The sequence below is a fragment of the Nocardia sp. CA-290969 genome, assembly GCF_050936135.1.
Classification (GTDB): domain Bacteria; phylum Actinomycetota; class Actinomycetes; order Mycobacteriales; family Mycobacteriaceae; genus Nocardia.
Genome location: NZ_JBNJNJ010000001.1, coordinates 4,572,441 through 4,595,098 on the forward strand (window position 1 = coordinate 4,572,441; position 22,658 = coordinate 4,595,098).

A 22,658-nucleotide genomic window follows, 5' to 3' on the forward strand; every position below is an offset into this window, starting at 1 on the left:
GAACGAGCGGGGCCTTCGGGTTATGAACCTACGATCCGGGCTGCCCGGAATGCGCGGCGGGAGAATCCGGGGCCGGGGAGGCGGTCGCGCCCGAATTCCAGTAGGCCGGCCCGGCCGACGACGGAGCACGCCCGCCGCGGTCGGCGACGATGATTCGGCCGCCCTACTCTCGCGCGGCGAGGAGACGATCGGTACCGCTCAGCGCAGCAGGGGTTCGATCTCCGCGGCGGCATCGGCGCCGTAGGCCTCGCCGAGGCGTTTCAGGGCGGCGTCGGCGTCCAGGGTCCATTCCTGGGTGCCGACCGTTTCCAGTACCAGCACCGCGATGAACGACCCCAGCTGCGCCGAGCGCTGCAGGCTCAGCCCGGCGGTGTGCGCGGTGAGGAAACCGGCCCGGAAGGCGTCACCGACACCGGTGGGATCGACCTTCGCGTTCTCCGGGACCGCCTCGACCCGTACCTCGGTGCCGTCGGTATCGACCACCAGCACCCCGTCCTTACCGAGCGTCGTCACCCGGATCCCGACCCGGGCGGCGATCTCTTCCTCGGTGAGACCGGTCTTCTGCTTGAGCAGGCCCCATTCGTATTCGTTGGTGAACAGGTAGGTCGAACCCTCGATCAGCTGCACCGCCTGGTCGCCGTCGAGGCGGGCGAGCTGCTGGGAGGGGTCGGCGGCGAACGGGACACCGAGTTCGCGGCATTCCGCGGTATGCCGCAGCATGGCCTCGGGGTCGTTGGCGCCGATCAGCACGAGATCCAGGGCGCGCTGCTCGGCGAGGGCGGTGAGCGAGATATCGCTGGCCTCGCTCATCGCACCCGGATAGAACGAGGCGATCTGGGCCATATCTTCATCGGTGGTGCATACGAAACGCGCGGTATGCGCCGATTCGGAGACCCGGACCGCCGAACAGTCGACGCCGTTGCTCTCCAGCCAGGCCCGGTACTCGTCGAAATCGCGGCCCACCGCGCCGATCAGCAGCGGGGACCGGCCGAGCAGGCCCATGGCGTAGGCGATATTGCCGCCCACCCCGCCGCGCCGGATCACCAGATCGTCGACGAGGAAACTCAGCGAGACATGCTCGAGCTGATCGGGCAGCAGTGCGTCGGCGAACCGGCCGGGGAAACGCATGAGATGGTCGGTCGCGACGGACGCGGATACAGCAATGGACACGTAAGAGGCCCCTTCGGAATCAGCGCGAACAGAAAGTGAACGGGGCCTTGCCCCCGCCGACTCACCGTATCAACTCGAGGGACCTACGACTACGTGTCGTAGCGAGTCGTCGTGACGACTCACCGTCACGTAACCCAGTATTTTCGCCGGCCGGGCCGGCGTCACCGCCGGCCCGCAGCCGGTCAGTTGAACGAGTCGCCGCAGGCGCAGGAGCCGGTGGCGTTCGGGTTGTCGATGGTGAAACCCTGCTTCTCGATCGTATCGACGAAGTCGATGGCGGCACCCTGCACGTAGGGGGCGCTCATCCGGTCGACGGTGAGCGTGACGCCGCCGAATTCGGCGGTGAGGTCGCCGTCGAGGGTGCGATCGTCGAAGAAGAGCTGATAGCGCAGGCCGGCACAACCACCCGGCTGCACCGCGATCCGCAGTGCGAGATCGTCGCGGCCCTCCTGATCGAGCAGCGCCTTGGCCTTGCCCGCGGCAGCCTCGGTCAGCTGCACGCCGTGGGTTTCGGTGGCGGTCTCGTTCTGCACAGTCATGAACTCTCCTATGGACAGCGTGGTCGGTCCGTGAACAGCGCACGGTTCAGGGGTCAACACCCTCGGACGGGCTGCTATTCCCCATCTTGCCATCCCGGCGCCCGCCGGTTACAGCACCAGGGCCTGTTCAGTGCCCTGATCGGGAACCGGGCCCGGGTGAGACCGGCCACGATCCGATTATCCGGTGACCGGCCCCACCCGGCAACCGCCCGGCTTCCGCGCCGGTCAGCCGACCGATTAGCCTGGTTACCGTGAAGTTGTTCCGACGCGGTGAGTCCAGCGGTACCGACGTGTCCGCCGACAGTTCTCGGTCCGCGACCGCCACCGCGAATGCCGGCGAGGCCGACGCGCCGGCGAAAACCACCGTCACCACCGGCAAGGGCCGCCCGACGCCGAGCCGCCGGGAAGCCGAGGGCCGCCGGCGCGGTCCCGTCGCGCCGCCCCCGATGACGGCGAAGGAAGCCCGCGCCCGCCGCAAGGAGACCCGCGGCTCCAAATCGGACCGCAAGGCCGCCGCCGCGGAACGCCGCGCCGCCGCGCAGGACCGCCGGGCCCGGATGCTGGCCGGTGAGGACAAGTACCTGCTGCCGCGCGATCAGGGCCCGGTGCGGGCCTTCGTCCGCGATATCGTCGACGCCCGCCGCAACCTGGTCGGCCTGTTCATGCCGATGGCGCTGCTACTGATCCTGTCCATGTTCGCCGCGCCCGCCTGGCAGTCCATCATCACGCTGGCCATGCTCGTGATGATGGTGTTCATGATCGCCGAGGGTTTCCTGCTGGGCCGGATCGTGAACCGCCGGGTCCGGGAGAAGTTCCCCAAGTCGACCGATACCGGCTACCGGCTCGGCTGGTACGCCTTCGTCCGCGCCTCACAGATGCGCAAGATGCGCGCCCCGAAACCGCGCGTCGGCCCCGGCGACGCCATCTGAGGCGCGGGTGCCGCACCCCGATCCCGCGTCGCCTGCGCCCGTCCCGCCGGGTGACAGGCTGCGCACGCTGGTGCTCGGCGGCGCCCGGTCCGGGAAATCCGCCTTCGCCGAATCCTTGCTGGGCACGGGCCCGGTCCGCTATCTCGCGACCGCCATCCCCGACCCCGCCGATTCCGATTTCGCCGCCCGGATCGCCGCGCACCGCGCCCGGCGCCCGGCGGACTGGACGGTGCTCGACGGTGCCGATCCGGCAGACGTACTGCGCAACTCCCACCCCGAGCCCACACTCGTCGACGATATCGGCACCTGGCTCACCGCCCGCCTCGACGCCCGCGACGCCTGGGAGGCGCCGCGCGGCACGATCACACCCGATACCGACGCCCTGGTCGCCGCGGTAGCCGAGTACCCCGGCAGGCTGGCCCTCGTCACACCCGAAGTCGGGCTCGGCGTGATCCCCGCGACCCGTTCCGGCCGCCTCTTCCGCGACGAGATCGGCACCTTGAATCAACGCCTCGCCCAGGTCTGCGACGAAGTGTATTTCGTCCTGGCGGGGCTGCCGATGCGCCTGAAATAGCGGCCGATGTGTCGTAAGCCTGTGCTTCGATGAGCGGCGTGCAGAAGAGAACGCGAGCGGAGATCTGGGCGGCAATCCACCGGGAACGGGCGGCGCTGGCCGACGAGCTCGCCGATCTGACGCCGGAGCAATGGGCTATCCGCTCCTTGTGCGGCCGGTGGACGGTCCAGGAGGTCGTCGCGCATCTCACCGCGGCAGCGAGCATCGGCCGGTGGCGGTGGATCCGCAGTATGGCCGGTGCGCGTTTCGACGCCGATCTGCACAACCAGCGGCGGATGCTGGAGCATCGCGGCACGGACCCCGCCGAGACACTGGCCCGCTTCCGGGCGGTGATCACGAGTACGACGGCTCCGTCCGGGCACACACCCGCCTGGCTGGGTGAGATCGTGGTGCACGGTCAGGACATCCGCCGGCCGCTCGGACTCACCGGCACACCCGAGATCGCCGCGGTCACCGAGGTCGCACAGTTCTTCGCCGCACAGGATTTCACCGTCGCCGGCCGGACCGTCCGCAAAGGACTGCGCCTCGTCGCCACCGACGGCCCGTTCGATATCGGCACCGGCCCGGAGGTCCGCGGCAGCACCCTGGCGCTGGTCATGGCGATGGCCGGCCGCGACGACTACTGCGCGGAACTCACCGGCGCCGGCGTGCCCACGCTGCGGTCCCGGCTCGCCGGTTGACGCCCACTGGGTCCGCACCGGTGGCCGGGCACCCGGAGGGGCTCGATCGGCCGGTGCGCTCGGGGCCGGTCCGGGAGACCGCGAAACGTTATCCGGTCACCGGGCCGGGCGAACAAGGCGAGGCGCCGGTGAACACCCGGCTCGCGCTCGTCTCCCCCGGCAACGACCGAACGTCGGTGACCGGCGACGGCAGCCCTCTCGGCGACCGGTGACGACAGACCCGCCGGCCACCGCGAGGGGTCGGTCCAGTGGGTGGTGCACGCCCTCGAGTGGAAGGGTTCGCGCGACCGCCGGAGGAAGGTGCCGCACGCCGGCGGGGGCAGGGCGGGCAATATTGTCGGAAGGCCGGCCGGCCGCGACCGGGATCCGTTTCCCGGACCCGTGACCGACCGCTCGGCGCGACAGCTACCCGACCGGAAGGCTCCACCAGTGTCAGAGGGATTCGCACCCGTCACCCCACCGGATCCCGGCGCCCGCGCGGCGGCCGAGCAACGGCAGGCGTCGCTGACCAAACCGCACGGGTCGCTGGGGCGGTTGGAGGCGCTGGGGAACTGGGTCGCGGCATGCCAGGGGGTGTGCCCGCCGCGGCAGTTCGAACGGGCCCGGGTGGTCGTGTTCGCCGGTGACCATGGTGTCGCCGCGCACGGGGTTTCGGCGTACCCGAGCGAGGTCACCGCGCAGATGGTGGCCAATTTCCAGGCCGGTGGGGCGGCGGTGAACGCGCTGGCCCGGGTGGCCGATGCCACGGTGCGGGTGGTGGATATCGCGGTGGCCGCGGAAACCGATCCGGCGGTGTCCGCGCACAAGGTGCGCAGATCCAGCGGCGCCATCGACCGGGCCGATGCGTTGAGCACCGAGGAAGTCGCGGCCGCACTCGCCGCGGGGCGGGCCATCGCGGACGAGGAGATCGACGGGGGTGCGGACCTGCTCATCGCCGGGGATATGGGGATCGGGAACACCACCCCCGCCACCGTGCTGATCGCGACCCTCACCGGAACCGAACCGGTCAAGGCGGTCGGCCGTGGTACCGGCGTCGACGATCACGGCTGGATGCGCAAGGTCGCCGCCATCCGGGACGCCATGTGGCGGGCCCGGCCGGTCGCGCGCGACGGGGTCGAACTGCTGCGGGTGGCCGGTGGTGCCGATATCGCCGCGATAACCGGTTTCCTGGCCCAGGCCGCGGTCCGGCGCACCCCGGTCCTGCTCGACGGGGTGATCGTCACGGCCGCGGCTCTGGTCGCCGAGGATCTGGCGGCGGGCGCGTCGGCCTGGTGGGTGGCCGCGCACCGGTCCACCGAACCCGCGCATACCGCGGCCCTGTCGAAACTGAAGCTCGATCCGATCCTCGGCCTGGAGATGCGGCTCGGCGAGGGGTCCGGTGCGCTCACCGCGCTGCCGGTCCTGCGTTCGGCCGTCGCGGTGCTCGCCGAGATGGCGACCTTCGCCGATGCCGGGGTCAGCACGGCCGCGGCCGATACGGCCACCACCCCCACCGGGACTTCTGCGGCCGCCACCGGCACGACCCGCGGTCACACCGGGACAACCGATGGCCCTGCCGGCTCGGCCGCGGGTCCCGCAGGGACAACCGGTGGTACCTCCGGTACGGCCGACACCTCGACCATCGATATGCGCAAGTGACGCAACTCGTCACGGAGCCGGCCCCGTGCTGACACTGCGGCTCACTTTCTCCTGGCTCACCGTGCTCCCTGTCCGCGGCCCGGACGAGGTGGACCGCGCCGCGGCTGCCCGCGCGACAGCGCTGGCACCGGTCGCCGGTCTCGCGCTCGGATTCGTGGCGGCGGCCGTGCTGTGGCTGCTGGCCCCAGCGGGTGCGGCGGCCGGGTTCGCCGCGGTCGCGGTACTGGCGCTGCTGACCCGGGGTATGCACCTGGACGGGCTGGCCGATACCTTCGACGGGCTCGGCGTGTACGGCCCACCGGAGCGCGCGCGTGAGGTCATGAAGAGCGGCGGCGCCGGACCGTTCGGGGTGGCGGCGATCGTCCTGGCGGCCGGGATCCAGGCGGGCGCGTTCACCACCCTCGCCGGTTCCGGGCACTGGTACGCGGTGCTCGTGGCGGTGGTGCTGGGCCGGGTCGCGGTGGTGGCCGCCTGCCGCCGCGGTATCGACCCCGCTCCCGACACCCGGTTCGGCGCGCTGGTCGCGGGCACACAGTCGCGGGCCACTGTCACGGTGTGGGTAGTCGTGGCTGCCGTGGCATCGATTGCCGCGGTGCCCGGGCTCGCGTGGTCCGGGCCGTTGGTCGCGGTCCTCGCGTTGCTGGTCGCCGTGCGGCTGGCCGACCACGGTATCCGGCGCATCGGCGGGCTCTCCGGCGATCTGCTCGGTGCCGCCGTCGAACTCACCACGGCCTTGTCGGCACTCGGGTTCGCTGTCGCCGCGAATTCCCTCTGAACCGCGGCGAGCACAGACCCGGATCGAACTCGCGACGTTCGATTCTCGCTCGATCGCGGCGAGGAAAGAGGAGGTTCCGGCCACGCTCGGAGCGCCGGCGCGAGTGGCTCAGACACGTTGTGCGCCACAAAGCCGAGCGGCTCTCATGGCTCCCCGCCTCAATATTGCGAACGCAGCGTCTCGCCGGCGCGGCGCTGCCCATAAGGTGGGTGGTATGTCAGCCGAGCGCCTCTACTTCCGTCAACTGCTCGCCGGCCGGGATTTCGCCGTGGGCGACCCGATCGCCACGCAGATGCGTAATTTCGCCTATCTGATCGGTGACCGAGACACCGGAGAATGTGTCGTCGTGGATCCGGCGTACGCCGCAGGCGATCTGGCCGGTATCGCCGAGAGCGACGGCCTGAAACTGTCCGGGGTGCTCGTGACACACCACCATCCGGACCATATCGGCGGCACCATGATGGGTTTCACACTGCGCGGCGTGAAGGAACTGCTCGAACAGACCACCGTGCCGGTGCATGTGAACGACGAGGAGAAGTCCTGGGTCGCCGATGTCACCGGGATCGCGCCCAGCGAGCTGACCGGGCACGGGCACGGCGACAAGCTCGGCGTAGGCGCCTTCGATATCGAATTCCTGCACACCCCGGGCCATACGCCCGGTAGCCAATGCTTCCTCGTCGAGAACAAGCTGATCGCCGGTGACACCCTGTTCATCGACGGCTGCGGCCGCACCGATTTCCCGGGCGGGGATTCCGAGGCGATGTTCGCCAGCCTGCGCTCGCTGGCCGATATGCCGATCAACCCGGAGGTCTACCCCGGCCACTGGTACTCGGCCGACCCGCACGCCTCCCTGGACAGCATCCGCGACAACAACTATGTGCTGCGCCCGCGTTCGCTGGCCGAATGGCATGCCCTGATGCCCGGCTGACACCGCTTCCGGGTACCGGCGTTCCGGTACCCGGATTCCGGGGGTCAGAGCACGCGCATCCACTGGTGGACGTCGGCGAAGGTGCCGCGCTGGATACCGGTGAGAGTGTCGCGCAACGCCATGGTGACCTCGCCGGGCTCGCCGCCGCCGATCACGAACTCGCCGTCCGGTCCGAATACCGACCCGACCGGCGTGATCACGGCCGCGGTGCCGCAGGCGAAAACCTCGGTGATCTCGCCGGATTCGGCGCCCGCCCGCCAATCCTCGACCGAGATCTTGCGTTCGGTGACCGGGTAGCCGGAATCGGCGGCCAGGGTGAGCAGCGAATCACGGGTGATGCCGGGCAGCAGTGACCCGGACAGTTCCGGGGTCACCAGCCGGGCGTCGGCACCGGAGCCGTAGACGAAGAACAGGTTGTTGGTGCCCATCTCCTCGACGTAGCGGCGTTCGCAGGCGTCCAGCCACACCACTTGGTCACAGCCCTTGGCCGTGGCTTCGGCCTGCGCGAGCAGCGAGGCCGCGTAGTTACCGGCGACCTTCGCCTCACCCGTGCCCCCGGGCGCGGCGCGCACATAGTCGGTGGACAGCCACACCCGCACCGGTTTCACCCCGCGCGGGAAGTAGGCGCCGGCCGGCGAGCCGAGCAGCAGATACTTGTAGGCGGAGGCGGGTTTCACGCCCAGCCCCGATTCGGTGGCGAACATGAACGGCCGCAGGTAGAGCGATTCCTCACCGCCGGCGGCCGGCACCCAGGAGGCGTCGACGTCGAGCAGTTGACGCACCGATTCGATGAACAGCTCGTCGGGTAGTTCGGCCATCGCCATCCGGCGCGCGGAGCGGCGGAAGCGGGCGGCGTTCGCATCGATGCGGAAGGTCGCGACCTGCCCGTCCGGCTGCCGGTAGGCCTTGAGGCCCTCGAAGATGGCCTGGCCGTAGTGGAAGACCATGGTCGCCGGGTCGAGGGTGAGCGAACGGTAGGGCTCGACGACGGCGTTGGTCCAGCCGTCGGCCTCGGTGTAGTCGATGGTGACCATATGGTCGGTGAAGTACCGGCCGAATCCGGGTGCCGCCAGAATCTCCTGTACCCGCTGCGCCGGGGTGGGCGCAGGATGAGGGATACGGGCGAACTGTGCAGCAGCGGTCATGACCAGCAGTCTATGTCCTGCCTTCGCGCGGAATCCGCGGTGGTCGGTTGTCCGCGGACACGCGGTGGCCGACCGGCGATGATCAGCTGGTGCGCGGTTTCACGAAGGGCGGCCGCACCACGGTGCAGCGCAGCGCCCGGCCGCGCACATCCACCTCGACCTCGCTCCCGGGGGTGATCGCGGGGTCGAGCAGGGCCAGGGCGATACCGATCTGCCTGGTCGGCGAGAAGGTCCCCGATGTGGTCACCCCCACCTCGCGGCCCTCGTGGCGCACTGTCTGGTTCTCGCGCGGGATCCCCCGGCCGAGCGCCTCCAGACCGAGCAGCGTCCGCCGCGCCCCGGCCGCACGTTCGGCCGCCAGCGCCGCCTTACCCCAGAAATCCGCTTTCGCCCAGCCGACCGCCCAGGACGCCCGCGCCTGCACGGGCGTGATCTCGGTGGACAGTTCGTGCCCGTGCAGCGGGTACCCCATCTCGGTGCGCAAGGTATCGCGCGCTCCCAGCCCGGCCACCGCGCCGTCCGCGGCGCGCACCTGCTCGAGCAGCGCCCGGAACAGCTCTTCGGCGCCCGCCCAACGCGGCAGCAGTTCGTATCCGTGTTCGCCGGTGTATCCGGTACGGCACACCCGGACGGGTTGTCCGCGCCAGTCGGCGTCGGTGAACGCCATGTACGACAGCTCCGTGGGCAGCCCCAATTCCCGCAGGACCTGGGCCGATCGCGGCCCTTGTACGGCGAAGACCGCGTATTCGCGGTGCTCGCCGGTCACGGTGATCGCCGGCGGCGCCGCGGCCGACAGCAGCTCCACCACCGTGGCGGTGTTCGCCGCGTTCGGCACCAGGAAGATCTCGTCGTCGCGCACGAAATAGGCGATCAGATCGTCGACCACGCCCCCGTCGCGAGTGCAGCACAGCGTGTACTGCGCCTTGCCCGGGCCGATCCGTCCCAGATCGTTGGTCAGCGCGGAGTTCACGAATTCCGCCGAGCCGGCCCCGCGCACGGTCGCCTTGCCGAGATGGCTCACATCGAACAGGCCCACTGTTTCGCGCACCGCGGTGTGCTCGGCGACGGTCCCCGCGTAGGAAACCGGCATCTCCCACCCGCCGAACGGCGCGAATTTCGCCCCGAGTTCGACGTGCACTCCATGGACAGGTCCCTGTTGCAGCCCGGCGTCACTCACCCGGCGAGCTTATCCCGGCGCCGAATGGTCGCCGGCGGCCCCGCGCCGGGTGTTCGGTGGGCGGACGCGGTCTCGGCGTCCGGCCGCACGTCGCCCGGCCGGGCATCGTGTCCGCCCAGGCGGCGAGCTCGGTCCGGCCGGTCGGATCGTGCACGGTGACCGCGGGACCTGTGGCGGCGGGCGGTGGATCAGGCTTCGAACCACATGGGGATGAGCGTCGGCCCGTCCTCGGGCAGGGTGTGGGTTTCGCCGGTGCGGACGAACCCCTGCCGGGCGTACAGCCGCGACGACCGTTCGGTACTCGCCTCCAGGTAGGCCGGCATCCCCGCGGCCGCCAGCGCCCGGGTGCGATTGCCGAGAATCGCCGCGCCCGCGCCCCGCCCCCGGAATTCCGGCACGGTGACGATCAGCTCGAGGTAGCGGTGCGGGAACCGGCGCGGATGTTCCCGGGCCAGTAGCTCGGTGACGTAGGCCGAACGCTGCAGCGGCCGGATATCCGGAGCCCGGTCGGCGTGCCCGCGGGCGGTGGCGGCGTCGGCGAACAGACGATCGGTCGAGGTGACGGTCTGCCAGAGCGAGACCGCCCAGATCTCGTCTCCCGCTCCGGCCACCCAGAACTCGTCGCCGTCGAGACCGCGTTCGACGATTTCGGGCAGGTACACGTCGAGGAACTGGTCCATCGGATGGTCGCGCATGATCCATTCGGTCACCGCCTCGTCCGGGGTCGCCCGCCGCAGTGCCGTCATCAGCGCGTCGGAATCGGCCTTGTCCGCACGCCGCACATCCAGTTCCGTACCCACGCCCGCCTCCTGGTGAATGGTGTTCCGGTAACCGAACTTATGCCGCTCACCACCACACAACCATCATTTCGTCACGGTATTTCGTGTGTTGAAATCGAATACGTGACCCATTGTGTGCGCTGCGGCGTGCCGCTCCGGCAACCGGACCGGGGCCGGCGGCGGCACTATTGCTCCCGCTCCTGTCAGGCGCGCGCCTACCGTGCCCGCCGCGGCGCGGCACCCGTGCGCGCCCGCCCGCAACCGCGCCGCCTGTCGACCGTCGTGATCACCCGGGCGGCGGTGGAACTCGCCGACCGCACCGGCCTCGACGGCCTGACCATGCGCCGGCTGGCCGGTGAGCTGGGCGTGGCCACCGCGGCCCTGTACCGGTATTTCGACGATCGGGAGCAGTTGCTCGCCGCGATGGTCGAACTGGTTCTCGGCGATACCGCACCGCCGCCGGACCGGCCGCCGGACTGGCGCGCGCTGCTGCGCTCCGAAGCCCAGCGGGAATGGCAGCTCTACCGGCGCCATCCGTGGGTGTTGCCGGTATTGGCCCGGGTCCGGCCACCGCTCGGCCCGGGTCTGCTGGACAGTGTGGAGCGTGCGCTGTCGGCCTTCGGCGACCTGGATCTGCCGCGCTCGGAGCTGATACCCGCCTACCTGAGTTATTCGGCACTGGTGCAGGGTCTCGCCCTGTTGTGGACCTCGGAACGAGCCGACCGAATCGGCGGGGCCGGCGACGCCGACGCGGCTCCGGCCGGCTTTGCCGACCTCGTGGACGTCGTCGAACGTCCGGTACTCTCGCGTGTCTTCGATCCACGGGCGACGCCGCCGCCGGAAGTCGACTTCGACGCACTGCTGTCCTACGGCGTGGACATGCTGCTCGACGGTGTCGCGGTGCGGCAGCGGACGGCCGGCGAATAGCCTGGGGCCATGACCGCAGTCGCAGATCGTCCGCTCGGACCGGAATTGGCACGTACCCAGACCATCGAGCCCGGCACCGACGTCCTCGTCGTCGGTGTGGCCACCACCGACGACGGGCCCGTCCTGCTGCCCGAAGACCTCTTCGGTGATGTACTCGACGCCGACCTGCGCACCCGGCTGCTCGATCAGGTGACCGCGGTGGGAGGCACCGGTAAAGCCGAGCAGCTCATCCGGGTGCCCGCACCGGCCGGGCTGGACACTGTGACCAGCGTGCTGGCCGTCGGCCTCGGCAGTGCCGAAGACCTGGACGCTGAACAGATCCGCCGCAGCGCGGGGGTCGCCGCGCGCTCGCTCACCGGGGTCGAGCGGGCCGTCACCACCCTGTCCGGGCTGGATATCGCCGCGGCCGTGGAAGGGTTCTACCTCGGCGCGTACTCGTTCACCCCGTTCCGGTCCGCGAAATCGGCGCCGAAGCCCGATGCCGGCCCGCTGGCCCGGGTCGAGCTGCTCGTGCCCGAAGCGGATTTCGGCGGAGACGCGCTGCTGCACGCCCAGCTCACCGCCGAAGCCGTGGCCACCGCACGCGATTTCGTGAACACCCCGCCGAGCCACCTGTACCCGGCCGAATTCGCCCGCCGCGCCGAACTGCTGGCCGAGGGCGCCGGGCTCGAGGTCGAGGTGCTCGACGAGAAAGCGCTGGAAGCCGGGGGTTACGGCGGGGTGCTGGGGGTCGGCAAGGGTTCCTCGCGGCCGCCGCGACTGGTGCGGCTCACCTACCGGGGCGGTGACAAGAAGGTCGCGCTGGTGGGTAAGGGCATCACCTTCGACACCGGCGGTATCTCCATCAAACCGGCCGCGAACATGGAGAACATGACCTCCGATATGGCCGGGGCGGCGGCGGTCGTCGCGACCACGCTGCTCGCGGCCCGGCTCGGCCTGCCGATCACCGTGATCGCGACCGTGCCGATGGCGGAGAACATGCCGTCGTCCACCGCGCAGCGGCCCGGTGACGTGCTCACCCAGTACGGCGGCACCACGATCGAGGTCACCAATACCGACGCCGAGGGCCGGCTCATCCTGGCCGACGCGATGGTCCGCGCCGGTGAGGACGATCCGCAGTACCTGATCGACGTCGCGACCCTCACCGGAGCGCAGATGGTCGCCCTCGGTACCCGCACCCCCGGGGTGATGGGTACCGACGATTTCCGCGACCGGGTCGCCCGGATCTCGCGGGAGGTGGGCGAACACGGGTGGCCGATGCCGCTGCCGAAGGAGCTGCGCGCCGATCTGGACTCCAAGGTCGCCGATATGGTCAACGCGACCTCACACCGCTGGGGCGGAATGCTCGTGGCCGGCACCTATCTGAAGGAGTTCGTGCCCGAAGGCGTCCAGTGGGCCCATATCGATATCGCGGGTCCGGCGTACAACACCGGCGGGCCGTTCGGCTACATCGGCAAGGGCGGCACCGGTGTCCCGGTCCGTACGCTCATCGCGGTCCTCGAGGACATCGCCGGCGAATAGGCCGCAGCGGCCGCCTCGTGGCGTGACGAAACGGCCGGTAGCCCGGCGCTGCCTCCGAGCAGCCCGGACTCCCGGCCGGGGCACCCCCCGGCGCGATTCGCACCGTGAGCGTCGGTATGTCGCGAGGCCGGACCCCCGCTGTAGCGACGGCAGCAGCCTGCGCCGAATGCGTTGTCCGAACGTTTCGTGCGCGCGGATGTATCGATCGATGCGGGAACAGCCGACAAGGCAAGGTCGCTCCGACCGCTGGCCTCGAGCAGCGGCCGGAGCCGTCGCGGGACGCCCGTAGCAGTCGCTGCAGCGCGGGGCGGCCGGTTCAGCTCTCGCCGAGTTCGCGCTCGATCGCGCGTCGGCGTTCGATCCGGCGCCGGGCGTCGTGGTCGCGCATCCGTTGCGGGTAGCCGGTCTTGCCGACGTCGTACACGGGGATCCCGAGATCGCGCGCCAGGCGGTGCGCGCCGCGTTCCCCGACGACCCGCCGGGTCCATTCCCCATCCGCGGCAACCAGCACCACCGTGACATCGGTCACAGTAGTCTTCGGTTCGACGAAACCTTCCACGCCGGTGTGCGTGCGCACCCAGTCCGCGAGATAGCGCACGTCGGGCGAGCGGCCACGGGAAACACCGCCACGCCCAGGTATGACGCGACGGAAACGATCGAGTAAGCCCACCGCGGCCGACCTCCTCCTGTGCCACGAACCCGCCGTACAGGGCGGTGATTCCATGGTGCCGGATAGCGGAATTCGATGCCCTCCGGTAACCGCGCGCGGCGGCGGGTGCAAGGATGGTTCCCGGAACAACAACCACACGGATCTCCGGCGCCGCGCAGAATGAACGCCGGCTGGAGCACCGCCGCGACCCGCGGCGCGATCCTCCGGAACGAGACTGTTGTAGACCCGTCGAGCAGTTAGAGGAGTCAACGGACATGGCCTTCTCCGTCCAGATGCCCGCTCTTGGTGAGAGCGTTACCGAGGGAACGGTGACACGGTGGCTGAAACAGGAAGGAGACACGGTCGAGGTCGACGAGCCGCTGCTCGAGGTCTCCACCGATAAGGTCGACACCGAGATCCCGTCCCCCGCGGCGGGTGTGTTGACGAAGATCGTCGCGCAGGAAGACGATGTCGTCGAGGTGGGCGGCGAACTGGGTGTCATCGGTGAGGCCGGCGAATCCGCCGCCCCCGCACCCGCTCCGGAACCGGCCGCCGCCGAACCCGAGCCCGCCCCCGCACCCGCGCAGGAAGCCGCGCCCGCCGAAGAACCCGCGCCGGCTCCGCAGCCCGCGGCGGCATCCGCCTCCGGTTCGGCCTCCGGGACCCCGGTGAAGATGCCGGAACTCGGCGAATCGGTTACCGAAGGCACCGTGACCCGGTGGCTGAAGGCGATCGGCGACGAGGTCGCGGTGGACGAGCCGCTGCTCGAGGTCTCCACCGACAAGGTCGACACCGAGATCCCCTCCCCCGTGGCCGGCACCCTGCTCGAGATCACCGCGAACGAAGACGATGTGGTGGAGGTCGGCGGTCAGCTCGGCGTGATCGGGTCCGGCAGTCCCGCCGCCGGTTCCGCCCCCGCGCCCGCCCCGGCACCAGCACCCGAACCCGAGCCGGAACCCGCTCCGGCGCCCGCCGCTGCCGCACCGGCACCCGCGCCCGCCCCGGCTCCGGCTCCGGCGCCTGCCCCCGCGCCCGCTCCGGCACCGGCTCCCGCACCCGCGGCGCAGGCCCCCGCGGCACCGGCTCCCGCTCCGGCCGCCGGTAACGGCGCCACCCCGTACGTGACCCCGCTGGTCCGGAAACTGGCCGAGGAGAACGGCGTCGACCTGTCCACCGTCACCGGTTCCGGTGTCGGCGGCCGCATCCGCAAGCAGGACGTCCTCGCCGCCGCCGAGGCCAAGAAGGCGCCCGCCGCCCCGGCCGCGGCACCGGCCGCAGCCCCCGCCGCGAAGGCTCCGGCCGCGAAGGCCGCCCCCAGCCCCGCCCTGGCGGCGCTGCGCGGGACCACGCAGAAGGCCAACCGGATCCGGCAGATCACCGCGACCAAGACCCTGGAATCGCTGCAGACCACCGCGCAGCTCACCCAGGTGCACGAGGCCGACGTGACCCGGATCGCGACCCTGCGGGCGAAGGCCAAGGCCGAATTCGCCAAACGCGAGGGCGTGAACCTGACCTTCCTGCCGTTCTTCGCCAAGGCCGTGGTGGAGGCGCTCGGGGCGCATCCGAACGTCAACGCCAGCTACGACGCGGACCGCAAGGAGATCACCTACCACGCGTCGGTGCATCTCGGGATCGCCGTGGATACCGAGCAGGGCCTGATCTCGCCGGTGATCCACAATGCCAGCGACCTCTCGCTGGCCGGGCTGGCGCGCGCCATCGCCGATATCGCCAACCGGGCCCGCAACGGCGGCCTGAAGCCGGACGAACTGGCCGGTGGCACCTTCACCATCACCAATATCGGCAGCCAGGGCGCTCTGTTCGACACCCCGATCCTGATGCCTCAGCAGGCGGCGATGCTGGGTACCGGTGCCATCGTCAAGCGGCCCACTGTGGTCACCGACGAGTCCGGTAGCGAATTCATCGGCGTCCGCTCGATGTGCTACCTGCCGCTCACCTACGATCACCGCCTCATCGACGGCGCGGACGCCGGACGGTTCCTCACCACCATCCGGCATCGTCTCGAAGAGGCGGCGTTCGAGGCCGATCTCGGGCTGTAAGGTCACGGAGATGCTGGTTGTGGTGGCCGGTTCGTCCGGGCTGATCGGCACTGCCCTCGTCGCGGCGTTGCGCCGGGACGGGGATCAGGTGCTCCGATTGGTCCGGCGTCCGGCCGCCGCGCCCGACGAACACCGCTGGGACCCCGCCCGCGGTGAACTCGACCCGGCCGTTTTCGACGGTGCGGACGCGGTGGTGAACCTGTGCGGCGCCGGAATCGGCGGTAAACGCTGGTCGGGCGCCTACAAACAGGAGCTGCGCGACAGCCGCATCACCCCCACCGATGTGCTGGCGACAGCAGTCGCGCGGGCCGGGGTGCCGACCCTGGTGAACGCCAGCGGTGTGCACTACTACGGCGACACCGGTGCCCGCGCGGTCGACGAAACCGGCCCGCCCGGTACCGGTTTCCTGCCCACGCTGTGCGTGGATTGGGAGGCCGCCACGCATGCGGCCACCGACGCGGGCACCCGCACCGTCCTGCTGCGCAGCGGAGTGGTCCTGACCGGTGCCGGCGGCATGCTGCCGCAGCTGAAGGCACTGTTCCTGCTGGGTCTGGGTGGCCGGCTCGGCAGCGGCCGGCAGTATCAGCCGTGGATATCCCTCGACGACGAGATCGGCGCGATCCGGCACGCCCTCACCACCCCGGCCGTGCGCGGTCCGCTCAACGCGGTGGGCCCGGCACCGGTCACCAACGCCGAGTTCACCCGCGCCCTGGGCCGGGCCCTGCATCGCCCGACCCCGCTGCTGGTCCCGGGGTTCGCCCTGAAACTGGCGATCGGCGAATTCGCCGACGAGGCGATCCTGCACAGTCCCCGGGCGCTACCGGGCGTGCTCGAGGAGACCGGCTACGAATTCCGCCACCCCACCGTCGGGGCGGCGCTCTCCGCCGCGGTGGGCCGATGAACCCCACCACCGCCACCCTGGTCCGCGACGCGCGCCCCGGCGATCTGCCCGCGATCCTGGAGATCCACAACCGCGCGATCGCCGAAACCACCGCCATCTGGGACGACGAACCCGTCGACCTCGCCGACCGGCAGTCCTGGTTCGACAATCGCACCGCGCACGGCCGTCCGGTACTGGTGGCCGAGGTCGGCGGGGAACTCGCCGGATACGCCAGCTACGGTCCGTGGCGGCCGAAATCGGGTTACCGGCACACCGCCGAGAACTCCATCTACATCGCCGACCGTTTCCAGCGCCGCGGGATCGGCGCCGCCCTGCTCGCCGAACTGATCGAGCGCGCCCGGGCCGCCGGGGACATCCACGCGATGATCGCCGTCATCGAATCGCGCAACACCGCTTCCATCGCCCTGCACGAACGGTTCGGTTTCCGCACCGTGGGGCAGCTACCGGAAGTGGGCCGCAAATTCGGTCGCTGGATGGATCTGACACTGATGCAGCTCACACTGGAGATGAGCGTAACGTCGTGATCGTGAACAACACCCGCACCGCAACCCGGTCGGCGCGTTTCGACAGCACCCCCGTCGACGTGCGCGATCTGGGGCTCATCGAGTACCTGCCGGCCTGGGATCTGCAACGTGAACTGGCCGCCGAACGCGCCGAGGGCCGCGGCGCCGATACCCTGCTGCTGCTGGAACACCCGTCGGTCTACACCGCGGGGCGCCGGACCGAGGAGGCCGACCGGCCCACCGACGGCAGCCCGGTGATCGACGTGGACCGCGGCGGCAAGATCACCTGGCACGGGCCCGGCCAGCTGGTGGGCTACCCGATCATCCGGCTCGCCGAACCGCTCGACGTGGTGGATTACGTCCGGCGCCTGGAGCAGGCGCTCATCCAGGTGGTCACCGATCTCGGGGTGGAATGCGGGCGGGTGCCCGGACGCTCCGGGGTGTGGCTCGCCGCGTCCGGCCTGCTGCCGGAGCGCAAGATCGCCTCCATCGGGATCCGGGTGCAGCGCGGGGTCACCCTGCACGGGGTCTCGATGAACTGCTGCCCCGACCTCGGCGCGTTCGGCGCCATCATCCCGTGTGGTATCCGGGATGTGGGTTCCACCAGCCTCAGCCAGGAACTCGGCCGCACGGTCACCGTCGCCGAGGCCCGGCAGCGGCTGGCCGAAGCGATCCCGGCCGCGCTCGACGGCGAGCTTCCGGTCACCGAGCACGATATTCCGCAGGCCGCCACCCCGGCCGTCGCGGATCCCGCCGCCGCCACCGCGGCACGCGACCCGAAAGGTCTGACCGCATGACCTCCGCCCAAGCTCCCGCCGGCCGTAAACTGCTGCGGATCGAGGCCCGTAACGCCGAGACCCCGATCGAACGCAAACCCGGCTGGATCCGCACCCGCGCCACCATGGGCCCCGAATACACCGAACTCAAAGGGCTGGTGAAACGCGAGGGCCTGCACACCGTGTGCGAGGAAGCGGGCTGCCCCAATATCTTCGAATGCTGGGAAGACCGCGAGGCCACCTTCCTGATCGGCGGCGAACAGTGCACCCGCCGCTGCGATTTCTGCCAGATCGACACCGGCAAACCGTCCCCGCTGGACCGTGACGAACCGCGCCGGGTCGCCGAAAGCGTCCAGGCCATGGGCCTGCGCTATTCCACCATCACCGGTGTCGCCCGCGACGACCTCGACGACGGCGGTGCCTGGCTGTACGCCGAAACCGTGCGGGCCATCAAGAAACTCAACCCGAACACCGGGGTCGAACTGCTGATCCCCGATTTCAACGCAAAACCGGATCAGCTCGCCGAGGTGTTCTCCGCCCGCCCCGAGGTGCTGGCGCACAACCTGGAAACCGTGCCCCGCGTCTTCAAACGGATCCGCCCGGCGTTCCGCTACGAACGCTCCCTCGAGGTACTCACCGCCGCCCGCGCCGACGGCCTGGTCACCAAGTCGAACCTGATCCTCGGCATGGGCGAAACCCCGGAAGAGGTCACCCAGGCGATGCGCGACCTGCACGAAGCGGGCTGCGATATCCTCACCATCACTCAGTACCTGCGTCCCTCCCCCCGCCACCACCCGGTGGACCGCTGGGTGAAACCCGAAGAGTTCGTGGAACATTCGAAGGTCGCCGAGGAAATCGGTTTCGCCGGCGTCATGGCCGGCCCGCTGGTGCGCTCCTCCTACCGCGCCGGCCGCCTCTACGCCCAGGCCATGGCCCACCACGGCCGCCGGATCCCCGAAACCATGGCCCACCTCGCGGACGAAGGCACCGCATCCCAGGAGGCCAGTGCCGTCCTGGAACGGTTCGGGTCGCGAGCCTGACCTACGCCGGAAACGCACTCCGGACAACTCCGCCCACTCGAGCCGGACCGAGCATGCACCGAGACCGATCCGACCCGATGAATCAGGCGGCGCGAATCGGTCGATACAGGTGAACCGACCGAACAGGAGTGCATCCATGGTCATTGTCGCCGGACATCTGCTCGTCGCACCGGAAGACAGAGAGGCCTATCTCGCCGGCTGTGTCACCGTCGTCGAACAGGCGCGTTCCGCACCCGGCTGCCTCGATTTCGCGATCTGCGCGGATCTCACCGATCCCGCCAGGATCAACATCTTCGAACGCTGGGAAACCCAGGATGCGGTGGAGTCCTTCCGCGGTGCCGGTACCGGCGAGGAACAGAACGCGGCGATCCGCGCCGCGGCGGTGTCGGAATACGAGATCGCCGAGGTCCGCGCCCTCGCCTGAGCCCCGCAGATTCCGGCGAGATCTGCTGTCTGCCGGTCTGGTCGATCCGGAGGTGATCGCCGGCCGGCTCCCACAGTTCCCCGAAGATATCGGCTGGGCGCCGAACGCGCGCTGCCATGGATCGAGCCGAGACGTTGGCCGCTTCGACCTGAGCGGCCTGCGCTGTCAGAAGTCGTCCGAGTAGTCCTGCGTGATCCAGCGGTCGGGGCGGATCGTGAACAGGACCGATTCGCGGCCGTCCATCTGCTCGGCGAACGCCCGCCCGGCCTCGGGACCGAGGTAACGAGTGGCAATGGCTTCCCGGATGTCCTGCGGGGAGGGATTCGCGGCATCGATGACGGTGCCTTCGATGATGACGTACTGATATGGCAGTTCTTCGCGTTGCACGACCAACGTCACCACACCGGCTTCCCGGATGAGCCCGGCCTTGCGCCGGTTCGCGCCGGTGTTGATCCTGATCTCACCGCCGGGCGTGTAGTCGTACCAAATCGGGACGGACGCCGGCGGACGGCCGTCGGTCGCCGCGACCGACAGCACCGCAATATGCTTGCCCGCGAGGAACTTTCGGCGTTCGTCTTCCGTGAAGGGTTTCGGCATACACGATGCAACCACCTGACGAGCGGTCCTGTTCCCCCGTATGTTCCACGCCGCCAGAGGGCAATGTTGTCCGTCCGCTGGATTGACGAAACCTGCTGAGCGACAACCATTTTGCAACTAAAATCGACGAGATGTCGAATTCCTTCATGATCGCCACGTTTGCCCTCGGATGCGCTGGATTCATATGGCAGATACGCATTTTCACACATGAGACCAAGGAGTCCCGAGCAGCGGTCGAGCGTGGCACACAGGAGGCGATCGAGGAGAATCGACGCCAATGTCGCCGCTATACGCTGGAATTCATCGGGAATACGATTGCGCGCCAGTACGACCTGTATTCGAAGGTTCACGCCGATGACGGATTCCTGGAAAGGGCGAAAGTCCCGAACAGTGAGGAGTACATGGGGTTGCGCTCCTACCTCGGATACCTGGAGAACATTGCCGCGGGCGTGAACATGGGGATCTTCGACCAACAGGTGGTCGACCACACAGCCGGCGCGCGCCTGATCAAGGCATGGGAGCAGTACAGCGGCTGGGTCGAGGCGGTCCGGAAGGCGCAAGGAAACAAGAGGATGTACGAGGAACTGGAGATCCTGGTGCGACGGCTTCCCCCTTTGAATCCGCCTGATTCGGAGAAGGATACGGCGGATGATGACACCTCGGTGGCCGACGGGGGTTCCGCACTGGCAAGGGCAGCCGGCTCACCGCCGGAGTTCCAAGGGTGAGGCGCTGAACCTCACGTCGATGCGGTTATCGCGTTCGAGCGCGTTTGGCAAACCTGCGCCGGCCGTTGTGCTGGAGATGGCCACCGAACTACTCGACCGATTTGATCCACGAGTCGTCCTCGCCGGCAAAGAGCGGACGGTTCCGGCAGCTCACCGGAAAGCGTCGACGTTCTCCTCGGCCCATTGCGCGAAGGTCCTGGCCAGTGATCCCGTCACCCGCAGGACGGTGTCGCGCACCTGCAGCAGGGCGTCGTTGACGGCGCCGCCGGTTACGTCGAGGACGGCGTCGGCGGCGTCCTCGCCGAAGACCGCGACCATGTCGGGGCGGGCTTGCTCCCGGGTGATCCCGGTGAACTCGATGTCCCGGTTCAGCAGCTCAGCGATGGTTTCGACCTGCTGACGCGCACTGATCGGTGCGGGGCCGGTCAGTGCGTACCGGTGACCTCGGTGGGCGGGGTCGGTCAGCGCGACCCGGACCACCGACGCGATGTCGGCGGGATGGATCGTGGGGAGCCCGATGTCGGCGTAGGGCGCCTGGACCGGTTGATCCGCTCGGATACTCGATGCCCACATCAGGGCGTTGGAGGCGAACTGTGTCGGCCGCAGGATCGTCCAGTCCATTCCACTGGCCTCGAGGAGCTTCTCGACCGCCGCGTTGCCGGCAGCGGGGCCTAGGTGGGGATGGGTCTCCACGGTGATCGACGACACCAGCACCACGTGCTCGACACCGGCCCGGCGGGCGCGGTCGAGGATCTCGGCATCCGGTCCGAGTTGCGGCACGAGGAACATCGATCGCACCCCGTCCAGGGCGGCTGTCAGCGAGGAGGGGTCGGCCAGGTCGCCCACGACTGCCTCGACTCCGGCGGGGAAGGCAACTCCAGCGGTGTCACGGGTGACTACCTTGATCGGCCCCGCACCGAACGCGCGCAACTCCTTCAGCAACGAGCGACCGATATTGCCGGTGGCTCCCGTGACCAGAATCATGAACATGTCCTCTCGTGGGGTGATCAGCTGGCCGCCACGCTAGAACCTCAATATAGATACAGGTCAAGATCGAGAATGCCGGTCACAGTTCCCGGTTCGATGCCACTCGCCACCATGGACTTGACCTCAACATTGGTTGAGCTTGCAGGCTGTGGTCAGTACCGAAAAAGGGAGAAAGACATGACCATCCGGCCGAACTTGAACGACCCGACCGCCACTTCGACCGCACACGCCGTGGCCGTCGCCCTCGCAGCCGAATTGCAGAAGGCCGGCGAGACCGGTGACGCCGACCTCTACGACAACTCGTTCGCCGCGGACGTGTTGTGGGGCACGCCCTTCGGCGCCCTGGTCATCGGTTACGACCAGATCAATGCGATTCACCGGCAAATGATGCGCCTGGCGAAGCCCGTCGCGCCGGCCTCCCGTTTCGAGGTCGTCGCCGCGATCGGTCCTGCTCCGGGGGTGGTCGTCACCCAGATCCGCAGGCAGGCCCTCGAACCCGGCGCGTTCTCCGAAGTCGCGCTGTATGTGCTGGTGGAGCGGGAGGGAAACTGGTGGCTGTCCGCCGCGCAGAACACGCCGATCGACGAATCGAAATCGTTCCTGACGCGCACGAACTCGGATCCCGCCGCCTGATCCGAAGTCCTGGTGCCGAAAAAAGCCGAGGCCGGAACGGTGAAAACCGTTCCGGCCTCGGCCGGTGGTAGCGGGGACAGGATTTGAACCTGCGACCTCTGGGTTATGAGCCCAGCGAGCTACCGAGCTGCTCCACCCCGCGTTGCGTTGGTAACCGTAGCGCACGAACCTTCGCCGTACCAAAACGCGCCTCGAACTCCGGTCCGCGATACCCCGGAAACCGGATGCCCAGGCGCGCCTACGCACCGTGCACGATGCCCACCACCGAGTGAGGTGATGCACATTCGCGCCCGGAATGTCCGGTCCCGGAATCCGGGGTGCTACCGTGACCGCGCGCTGGTTACCGCCCGTCGGCGACGGGCGGTTCGCAAGAGGGAATCCGGTGGGAATCCGGAGCTGCCCCGCAGCGGTATGTGGAAACGACCGCGGTCATCAGCACTGGGCCCGCGCCTGGGAAGCGACCGCCAGTAGGTGATACGGGAATCCGTCTCGCGTCCATGAGCCCGAAGACCTGCCGGCGCGGCCCGGCCACAGGCCTGGTCGCCGGTCGACTTCGAGGGAATGGTTGACGAGATATGGGTATA

25 protein-coding genes, 1 tRNA gene and 1 riboswitch are annotated in these 22,658 nt (G+C 69.4%); of the genes, 17 read left to right on the forward strand and 9 right to left on the reverse strand.

Going from position 1 to position 22,658, the window contains the following annotated elements; all coding sequences use genetic code 11:
- Window positions 1-198: 198 nt before the first annotated feature.
- Window positions 199-1,170: a carbohydrate kinase family protein gene (locus ACQEVO_RS20780; RefSeq protein ID WP_432915652.1), complete on the reverse strand. Its 972-nt coding sequence runs from the start codon at window positions 1,168-1,170 to the stop codon at window positions 199-201.
- A gap of 182 nt (window positions 1,171-1,352) precedes the next feature.
- Window positions 1,353-1,709, reverse strand: a complete 357-nt coding sequence (locus ACQEVO_RS20785; protein WP_432915654.1) for a HesB/IscA family protein — start codon at window positions 1,707-1,709, stop codon at window positions 1,353-1,355.
- Between the two features lie 251 nt (window positions 1,710-1,960).
- Here ACQEVO_RS20785 and ACQEVO_RS20790 point away from each other — a divergent pair, with 251 nt between their 5' ends.
- The 7 genes from ACQEVO_RS20790 to ACQEVO_RS20820 all read left to right on the forward strand — a co-directional run bounded on the left by ACQEVO_RS20790 (window position 1,961) and on the right by ACQEVO_RS20820 (window position 7,233).
- Window positions 1,961-2,638, forward strand: a complete 678-nt coding sequence (locus ACQEVO_RS20790; RefSeq protein ID WP_432915656.1) for a DUF3043 domain-containing protein — start codon at window positions 1,961-1,963, stop codon at window positions 2,636-2,638.
- A gap of 7 nt (window positions 2,639-2,645) precedes the next feature.
- Window positions 2,646-3,212, forward strand: coding sequence for a bifunctional adenosylcobinamide kinase/adenosylcobinamide-phosphate guanylyltransferase (locus ACQEVO_RS20795; RefSeq protein WP_432915658.1), 567 nt, complete (start codon window positions 2,646-2,648; stop codon window positions 3,210-3,212).
- Window positions 3,213-3,241: 29 nt separating this feature from the next.
- Window positions 3,242-3,892 carry a maleylpyruvate isomerase family mycothiol-dependent enzyme gene (locus ACQEVO_RS20800; protein ID WP_432915660.1) on the forward strand — a complete coding sequence of 217 codons (651 nt, stop codon included), beginning with the start codon at window positions 3,242-3,244 and terminating at the stop codon, window positions 3,890-3,892.
- Window positions 3,889-4,104 carry a hypothetical protein gene (locus ACQEVO_RS20805; RefSeq protein ID WP_432915662.1) on the forward strand — a complete coding sequence of 72 codons (216 nt, stop codon included), beginning with the start codon at window positions 3,889-3,891 and terminating at the stop codon, window positions 4,102-4,104. The genes ACQEVO_RS20800 and ACQEVO_RS20805 overlap by 4 nt, the downstream gene beginning before the upstream one ends.
- A gap of 217 nt (window positions 4,105-4,321) precedes the next feature.
- Window positions 4,322-5,530, forward strand: a complete 1,209-nt coding sequence (gene cobT / locus ACQEVO_RS20810) for a nicotinate-nucleotide--dimethylbenzimidazole phosphoribosyltransferase (RefSeq protein WP_432915664.1) — start codon at window positions 4,322-4,324, stop codon at window positions 5,528-5,530.
- Between the two features lie 25 nt (window positions 5,531-5,555).
- Window positions 5,556-6,305: an adenosylcobinamide-GDP ribazoletransferase gene (locus ACQEVO_RS20815; RefSeq protein ID WP_432915666.1), complete on the forward strand. Its 750-nt coding sequence runs from the start codon at window positions 5,556-5,558 to the stop codon at window positions 6,303-6,305.
- 214 nt (window positions 6,306-6,519) lie between these two features.
- On the forward strand, window positions 6,520-7,233 hold the full coding sequence (locus ACQEVO_RS20820; RefSeq protein WP_432915668.1) for an MBL fold metallo-hydrolase: 714 nt from the start codon (window positions 6,520-6,522) through the stop codon (window positions 7,231-7,233).
- Between the two features lie 44 nt (window positions 7,234-7,277).
- Here the strand turns inward: ACQEVO_RS20820 and ACQEVO_RS20825 are convergent, their stop codons facing one another.
- The 3 genes from ACQEVO_RS20825 to ACQEVO_RS20835 form a co-directional block, all read right to left on the reverse strand.
- Window positions 7,278-8,378, reverse strand: a complete 1,101-nt coding sequence (locus ACQEVO_RS20825) for a branched-chain amino acid aminotransferase (protein ID WP_432915670.1) — start codon at window positions 8,376-8,378, stop codon at window positions 7,278-7,280.
- Between the two features lie 82 nt (window positions 8,379-8,460).
- Window positions 8,461-9,555: a glycine cleavage system aminomethyltransferase GcvT gene (gcvT, locus tag ACQEVO_RS20830; RefSeq protein WP_432915672.1), complete on the reverse strand. Its 1,095-nt coding sequence runs from the start codon at window positions 9,553-9,555 to the stop codon at window positions 8,461-8,463.
- Window positions 9,556-9,743: 188 nt separating this feature from the next.
- A complete protein-coding gene (locus ACQEVO_RS20835; protein WP_432915674.1) occupies window positions 9,744-10,355 on the reverse strand; it encodes a GNAT family N-acetyltransferase in 612 nt (203 codons plus the stop codon).
- A 102-nt stretch (window positions 10,356-10,457) separates the two neighbouring features.
- Between ACQEVO_RS20835 and ACQEVO_RS20840 the strand changes: the two genes are divergently transcribed.
- Together ACQEVO_RS20840 and ACQEVO_RS20845 are read left to right on the forward strand one after the other, a co-directional pair.
- Entirely contained in the window at window positions 10,458-11,261 is an 804-nt protein-coding gene (locus ACQEVO_RS20840; RefSeq protein WP_432915676.1) for a helix-turn-helix domain-containing protein, read from the forward strand.
- Between the two features lie 9 nt (window positions 11,262-11,270).
- Complete coding sequence (locus ACQEVO_RS20845; RefSeq protein ID WP_432915678.1) at window positions 11,271-12,782, forward strand: leucyl aminopeptidase; 1,512 nt, start codon at window positions 11,271-11,273, stop codon at window positions 12,780-12,782.
- A 316-nt stretch (window positions 12,783-13,098) separates the two neighbouring features.
- Here ACQEVO_RS20845 and ACQEVO_RS20850 read toward each other — a convergent pair whose 3' ends face one another.
- The gene (locus ACQEVO_RS20850) at window positions 13,099-13,452 is read right to left on the reverse strand and encodes an oxidoreductase (RefSeq protein WP_432915680.1); all 354 of its coding nucleotides are present in this window, start codon (window positions 13,450-13,452) and stop codon (window positions 13,099-13,101) included.
- 254 nt (window positions 13,453-13,706) lie between these two features.
- Here ACQEVO_RS20850 and sucB point away from each other — a divergent pair, with 254 nt between their 5' ends.
- The 6 genes from sucB to ACQEVO_RS20880 all read left to right on the forward strand — a co-directional run bounded on the left by sucB (window position 13,707) and on the right by ACQEVO_RS20880 (window position 19,132).
- The gene (gene sucB, locus ACQEVO_RS20855; protein WP_432915682.1) at window positions 13,707-15,488 is read left to right on the forward strand and encodes a 2-oxoglutarate dehydrogenase, E2 component, dihydrolipoamide succinyltransferase; all 1,782 of its coding nucleotides are present in this window, start codon (window positions 13,707-13,709) and stop codon (window positions 15,486-15,488) included.
- Between the two features lie 10 nt (window positions 15,489-15,498).
- Window positions 15,499-16,389: a TIGR01777 family oxidoreductase gene (locus tag ACQEVO_RS20860; RefSeq protein WP_432915684.1), complete on the forward strand. Its 891-nt coding sequence runs from the start codon at window positions 15,499-15,501 to the stop codon at window positions 16,387-16,389.
- Complete coding sequence (locus ACQEVO_RS20865) at window positions 16,386-16,913, forward strand: N-acetyltransferase family protein (RefSeq protein WP_432915686.1); 528 nt, start codon at window positions 16,386-16,388, stop codon at window positions 16,911-16,913. The genes ACQEVO_RS20860 and ACQEVO_RS20865 overlap by 4 nt, the downstream gene beginning before the upstream one ends.
- 2 nt (window positions 16,914-16,915) lie before the next feature.
- Window positions 16,916-17,689 carry a lipoyl(octanoyl) transferase LipB gene (gene lipB / locus ACQEVO_RS20870; protein ID WP_432915687.1) on the forward strand — a complete coding sequence of 258 codons (774 nt, stop codon included), beginning with the start codon at window positions 16,916-16,918 and terminating at the stop codon, window positions 17,687-17,689.
- Window positions 17,686-18,708, forward strand: a complete 1,023-nt coding sequence (gene lipA, locus ACQEVO_RS20875) for a lipoyl synthase (RefSeq protein ID WP_432915689.1) — start codon at window positions 17,686-17,688, stop codon at window positions 18,706-18,708. The genes lipB and lipA overlap by 4 nt, the downstream gene beginning before the upstream one ends.
- A 136-nt stretch (window positions 18,709-18,844) precedes the next feature.
- Window positions 18,845-19,132: a putative quinol monooxygenase gene (locus ACQEVO_RS20880; protein WP_432915691.1), complete on the forward strand. Its 288-nt coding sequence runs from the start codon at window positions 18,845-18,847 to the stop codon at window positions 19,130-19,132.
- Window positions 19,133-19,297: 165 nt separating this feature from the next.
- Here the strand turns inward: ACQEVO_RS20880 and ACQEVO_RS20885 are convergent, their stop codons facing one another.
- Window positions 19,298-19,729 (reverse strand): pyridoxamine 5'-phosphate oxidase family protein, encoded by a 432-nt coding sequence (locus ACQEVO_RS20885; RefSeq protein WP_432915693.1) that lies wholly within the window; start codon window positions 19,727-19,729, stop codon window positions 19,298-19,300.
- A gap of 131 nt (window positions 19,730-19,860) precedes the next feature.
- On the opposite strand from ACQEVO_RS20885, the gene ACQEVO_RS20890 reads away from it, so the two are divergent.
- On the forward strand, window positions 19,861-20,454 hold the full coding sequence (locus ACQEVO_RS20890) for a DUF4760 domain-containing protein (RefSeq protein WP_432915695.1): 594 nt from the start codon (window positions 19,861-19,863) through the stop codon (window positions 20,452-20,454).
- A gap of 150 nt (window positions 20,455-20,604) precedes the next feature.
- On the opposite strand, the gene ACQEVO_RS20895 is transcribed toward ACQEVO_RS20890, so the two are convergent.
- Window positions 20,605-21,438 carry an SDR family oxidoreductase gene (locus ACQEVO_RS20895; protein WP_432915697.1) on the reverse strand — a complete coding sequence of 278 codons (834 nt, stop codon included), beginning with the start codon at window positions 21,436-21,438 and terminating at the stop codon, window positions 20,605-20,607.
- Window positions 21,439-21,537: 99 nt separating this feature from the next.
- Here ACQEVO_RS20895 and ACQEVO_RS20900 point away from each other — a divergent pair, with 99 nt between their 5' ends.
- Window positions 21,538-22,074 carry an SgcJ/EcaC family oxidoreductase gene (locus ACQEVO_RS20900; RefSeq protein WP_432915698.1) on the forward strand — a complete coding sequence of 179 codons (537 nt, stop codon included), beginning with the start codon at window positions 21,538-21,540 and terminating at the stop codon, window positions 22,072-22,074.
- 65 nt (window positions 22,075-22,139) lie between these two features.
- On the opposite strand, the gene ACQEVO_RS20905 is transcribed toward ACQEVO_RS20900, so the two are convergent.
- Window positions 22,140-22,216: transfer RNA gene (locus ACQEVO_RS20905), tRNA-Met, on the reverse strand.
- Between the two features lie 178 nt (window positions 22,217-22,394).
- Window positions 22,395-22,607, forward strand: a riboswitch (cobalamin riboswitch).
- Window positions 22,608-22,658 lie beyond the last annotated feature (51 nt).

What these genes read in the sequence shown, in the direction of transcription:
- ACQEVO_RS20865 (WP_432915686.1), top strand. Translation starts at nt 16,386, where the DNA reads ATGAACCCCACCACCGCCACCCTGGTCCGCGACGCGCGCCCCGGCGAT.
- ACQEVO_RS20785 (WP_432915654.1), bottom strand. Translation starts at nt 1,709, where the DNA reads ATGACTGTGCAGAACGAGACCGCCACCGAAACCCACGGCGTGCAGCTG.
- ACQEVO_RS20900 (WP_432915698.1), top strand. Translation starts at nt 21,538, where the DNA reads ATGCCACTCGCCACCATGGACTTGACCTCAACATTGGTTGAGCTTGCA.
- ACQEVO_RS20885 (WP_432915693.1), bottom strand. Translation starts at nt 19,729, where the DNA reads ATGCCGAAACCCTTCACGGAAGACGAACGCCGAAAGTTCCTCGCGGGC.
- sucB (WP_432915682.1), top strand. Translation starts at nt 13,707, where the DNA reads ATGGCCTTCTCCGTCCAGATGCCCGCTCTTGGTGAGAGCGTTACCGAG.
- lipA (WP_432915689.1), top strand. Translation starts at nt 17,686, where the DNA reads ATGACCTCCGCCCAAGCTCCCGCCGGCCGTAAACTGCTGCGGATCGAG.
- ACQEVO_RS20880 (WP_432915691.1), top strand. Translation starts at nt 18,845, where the DNA reads ATGGTCATTGTCGCCGGACATCTGCTCGTCGCACCGGAAGACAGAGAG.
- ACQEVO_RS20825 (WP_432915670.1), bottom strand. Translation starts at nt 8,378, where the DNA reads ATGACCGCTGCTGCACAGTTCGCCCGTATCCCTCATCCTGCGCCCACC.
- ACQEVO_RS20890 (WP_432915695.1), top strand. Translation starts at nt 19,861, where the DNA reads ATGTCGAATTCCTTCATGATCGCCACGTTTGCCCTCGGATGCGCTGGA.
- ACQEVO_RS20860 (WP_432915684.1), top strand. Translation starts at nt 15,499, where the DNA reads ATGCTGGTTGTGGTGGCCGGTTCGTCCGGGCTGATCGGCACTGCCCTC.
- ACQEVO_RS20845 (WP_432915678.1), top strand. Translation starts at nt 11,271, where the DNA reads ATGACCGCAGTCGCAGATCGTCCGCTCGGACCGGAATTGGCACGTACC.
- ACQEVO_RS20820 (WP_432915668.1), top strand. Translation starts at nt 6,520, where the DNA reads ATGTCAGCCGAGCGCCTCTACTTCCGTCAACTGCTCGCCGGCCGGGAT.
- ACQEVO_RS20800 (WP_432915660.1), top strand. Translation starts at nt 3,242, where the DNA reads ATGAGCGGCGTGCAGAAGAGAACGCGAGCGGAGATCTGGGCGGCAATC.
- ACQEVO_RS20895 (WP_432915697.1), bottom strand. Translation starts at nt 21,438, where the DNA reads ATGATTCTGGTCACGGGAGCCACCGGCAATATCGGTCGCTCGTTGCTG.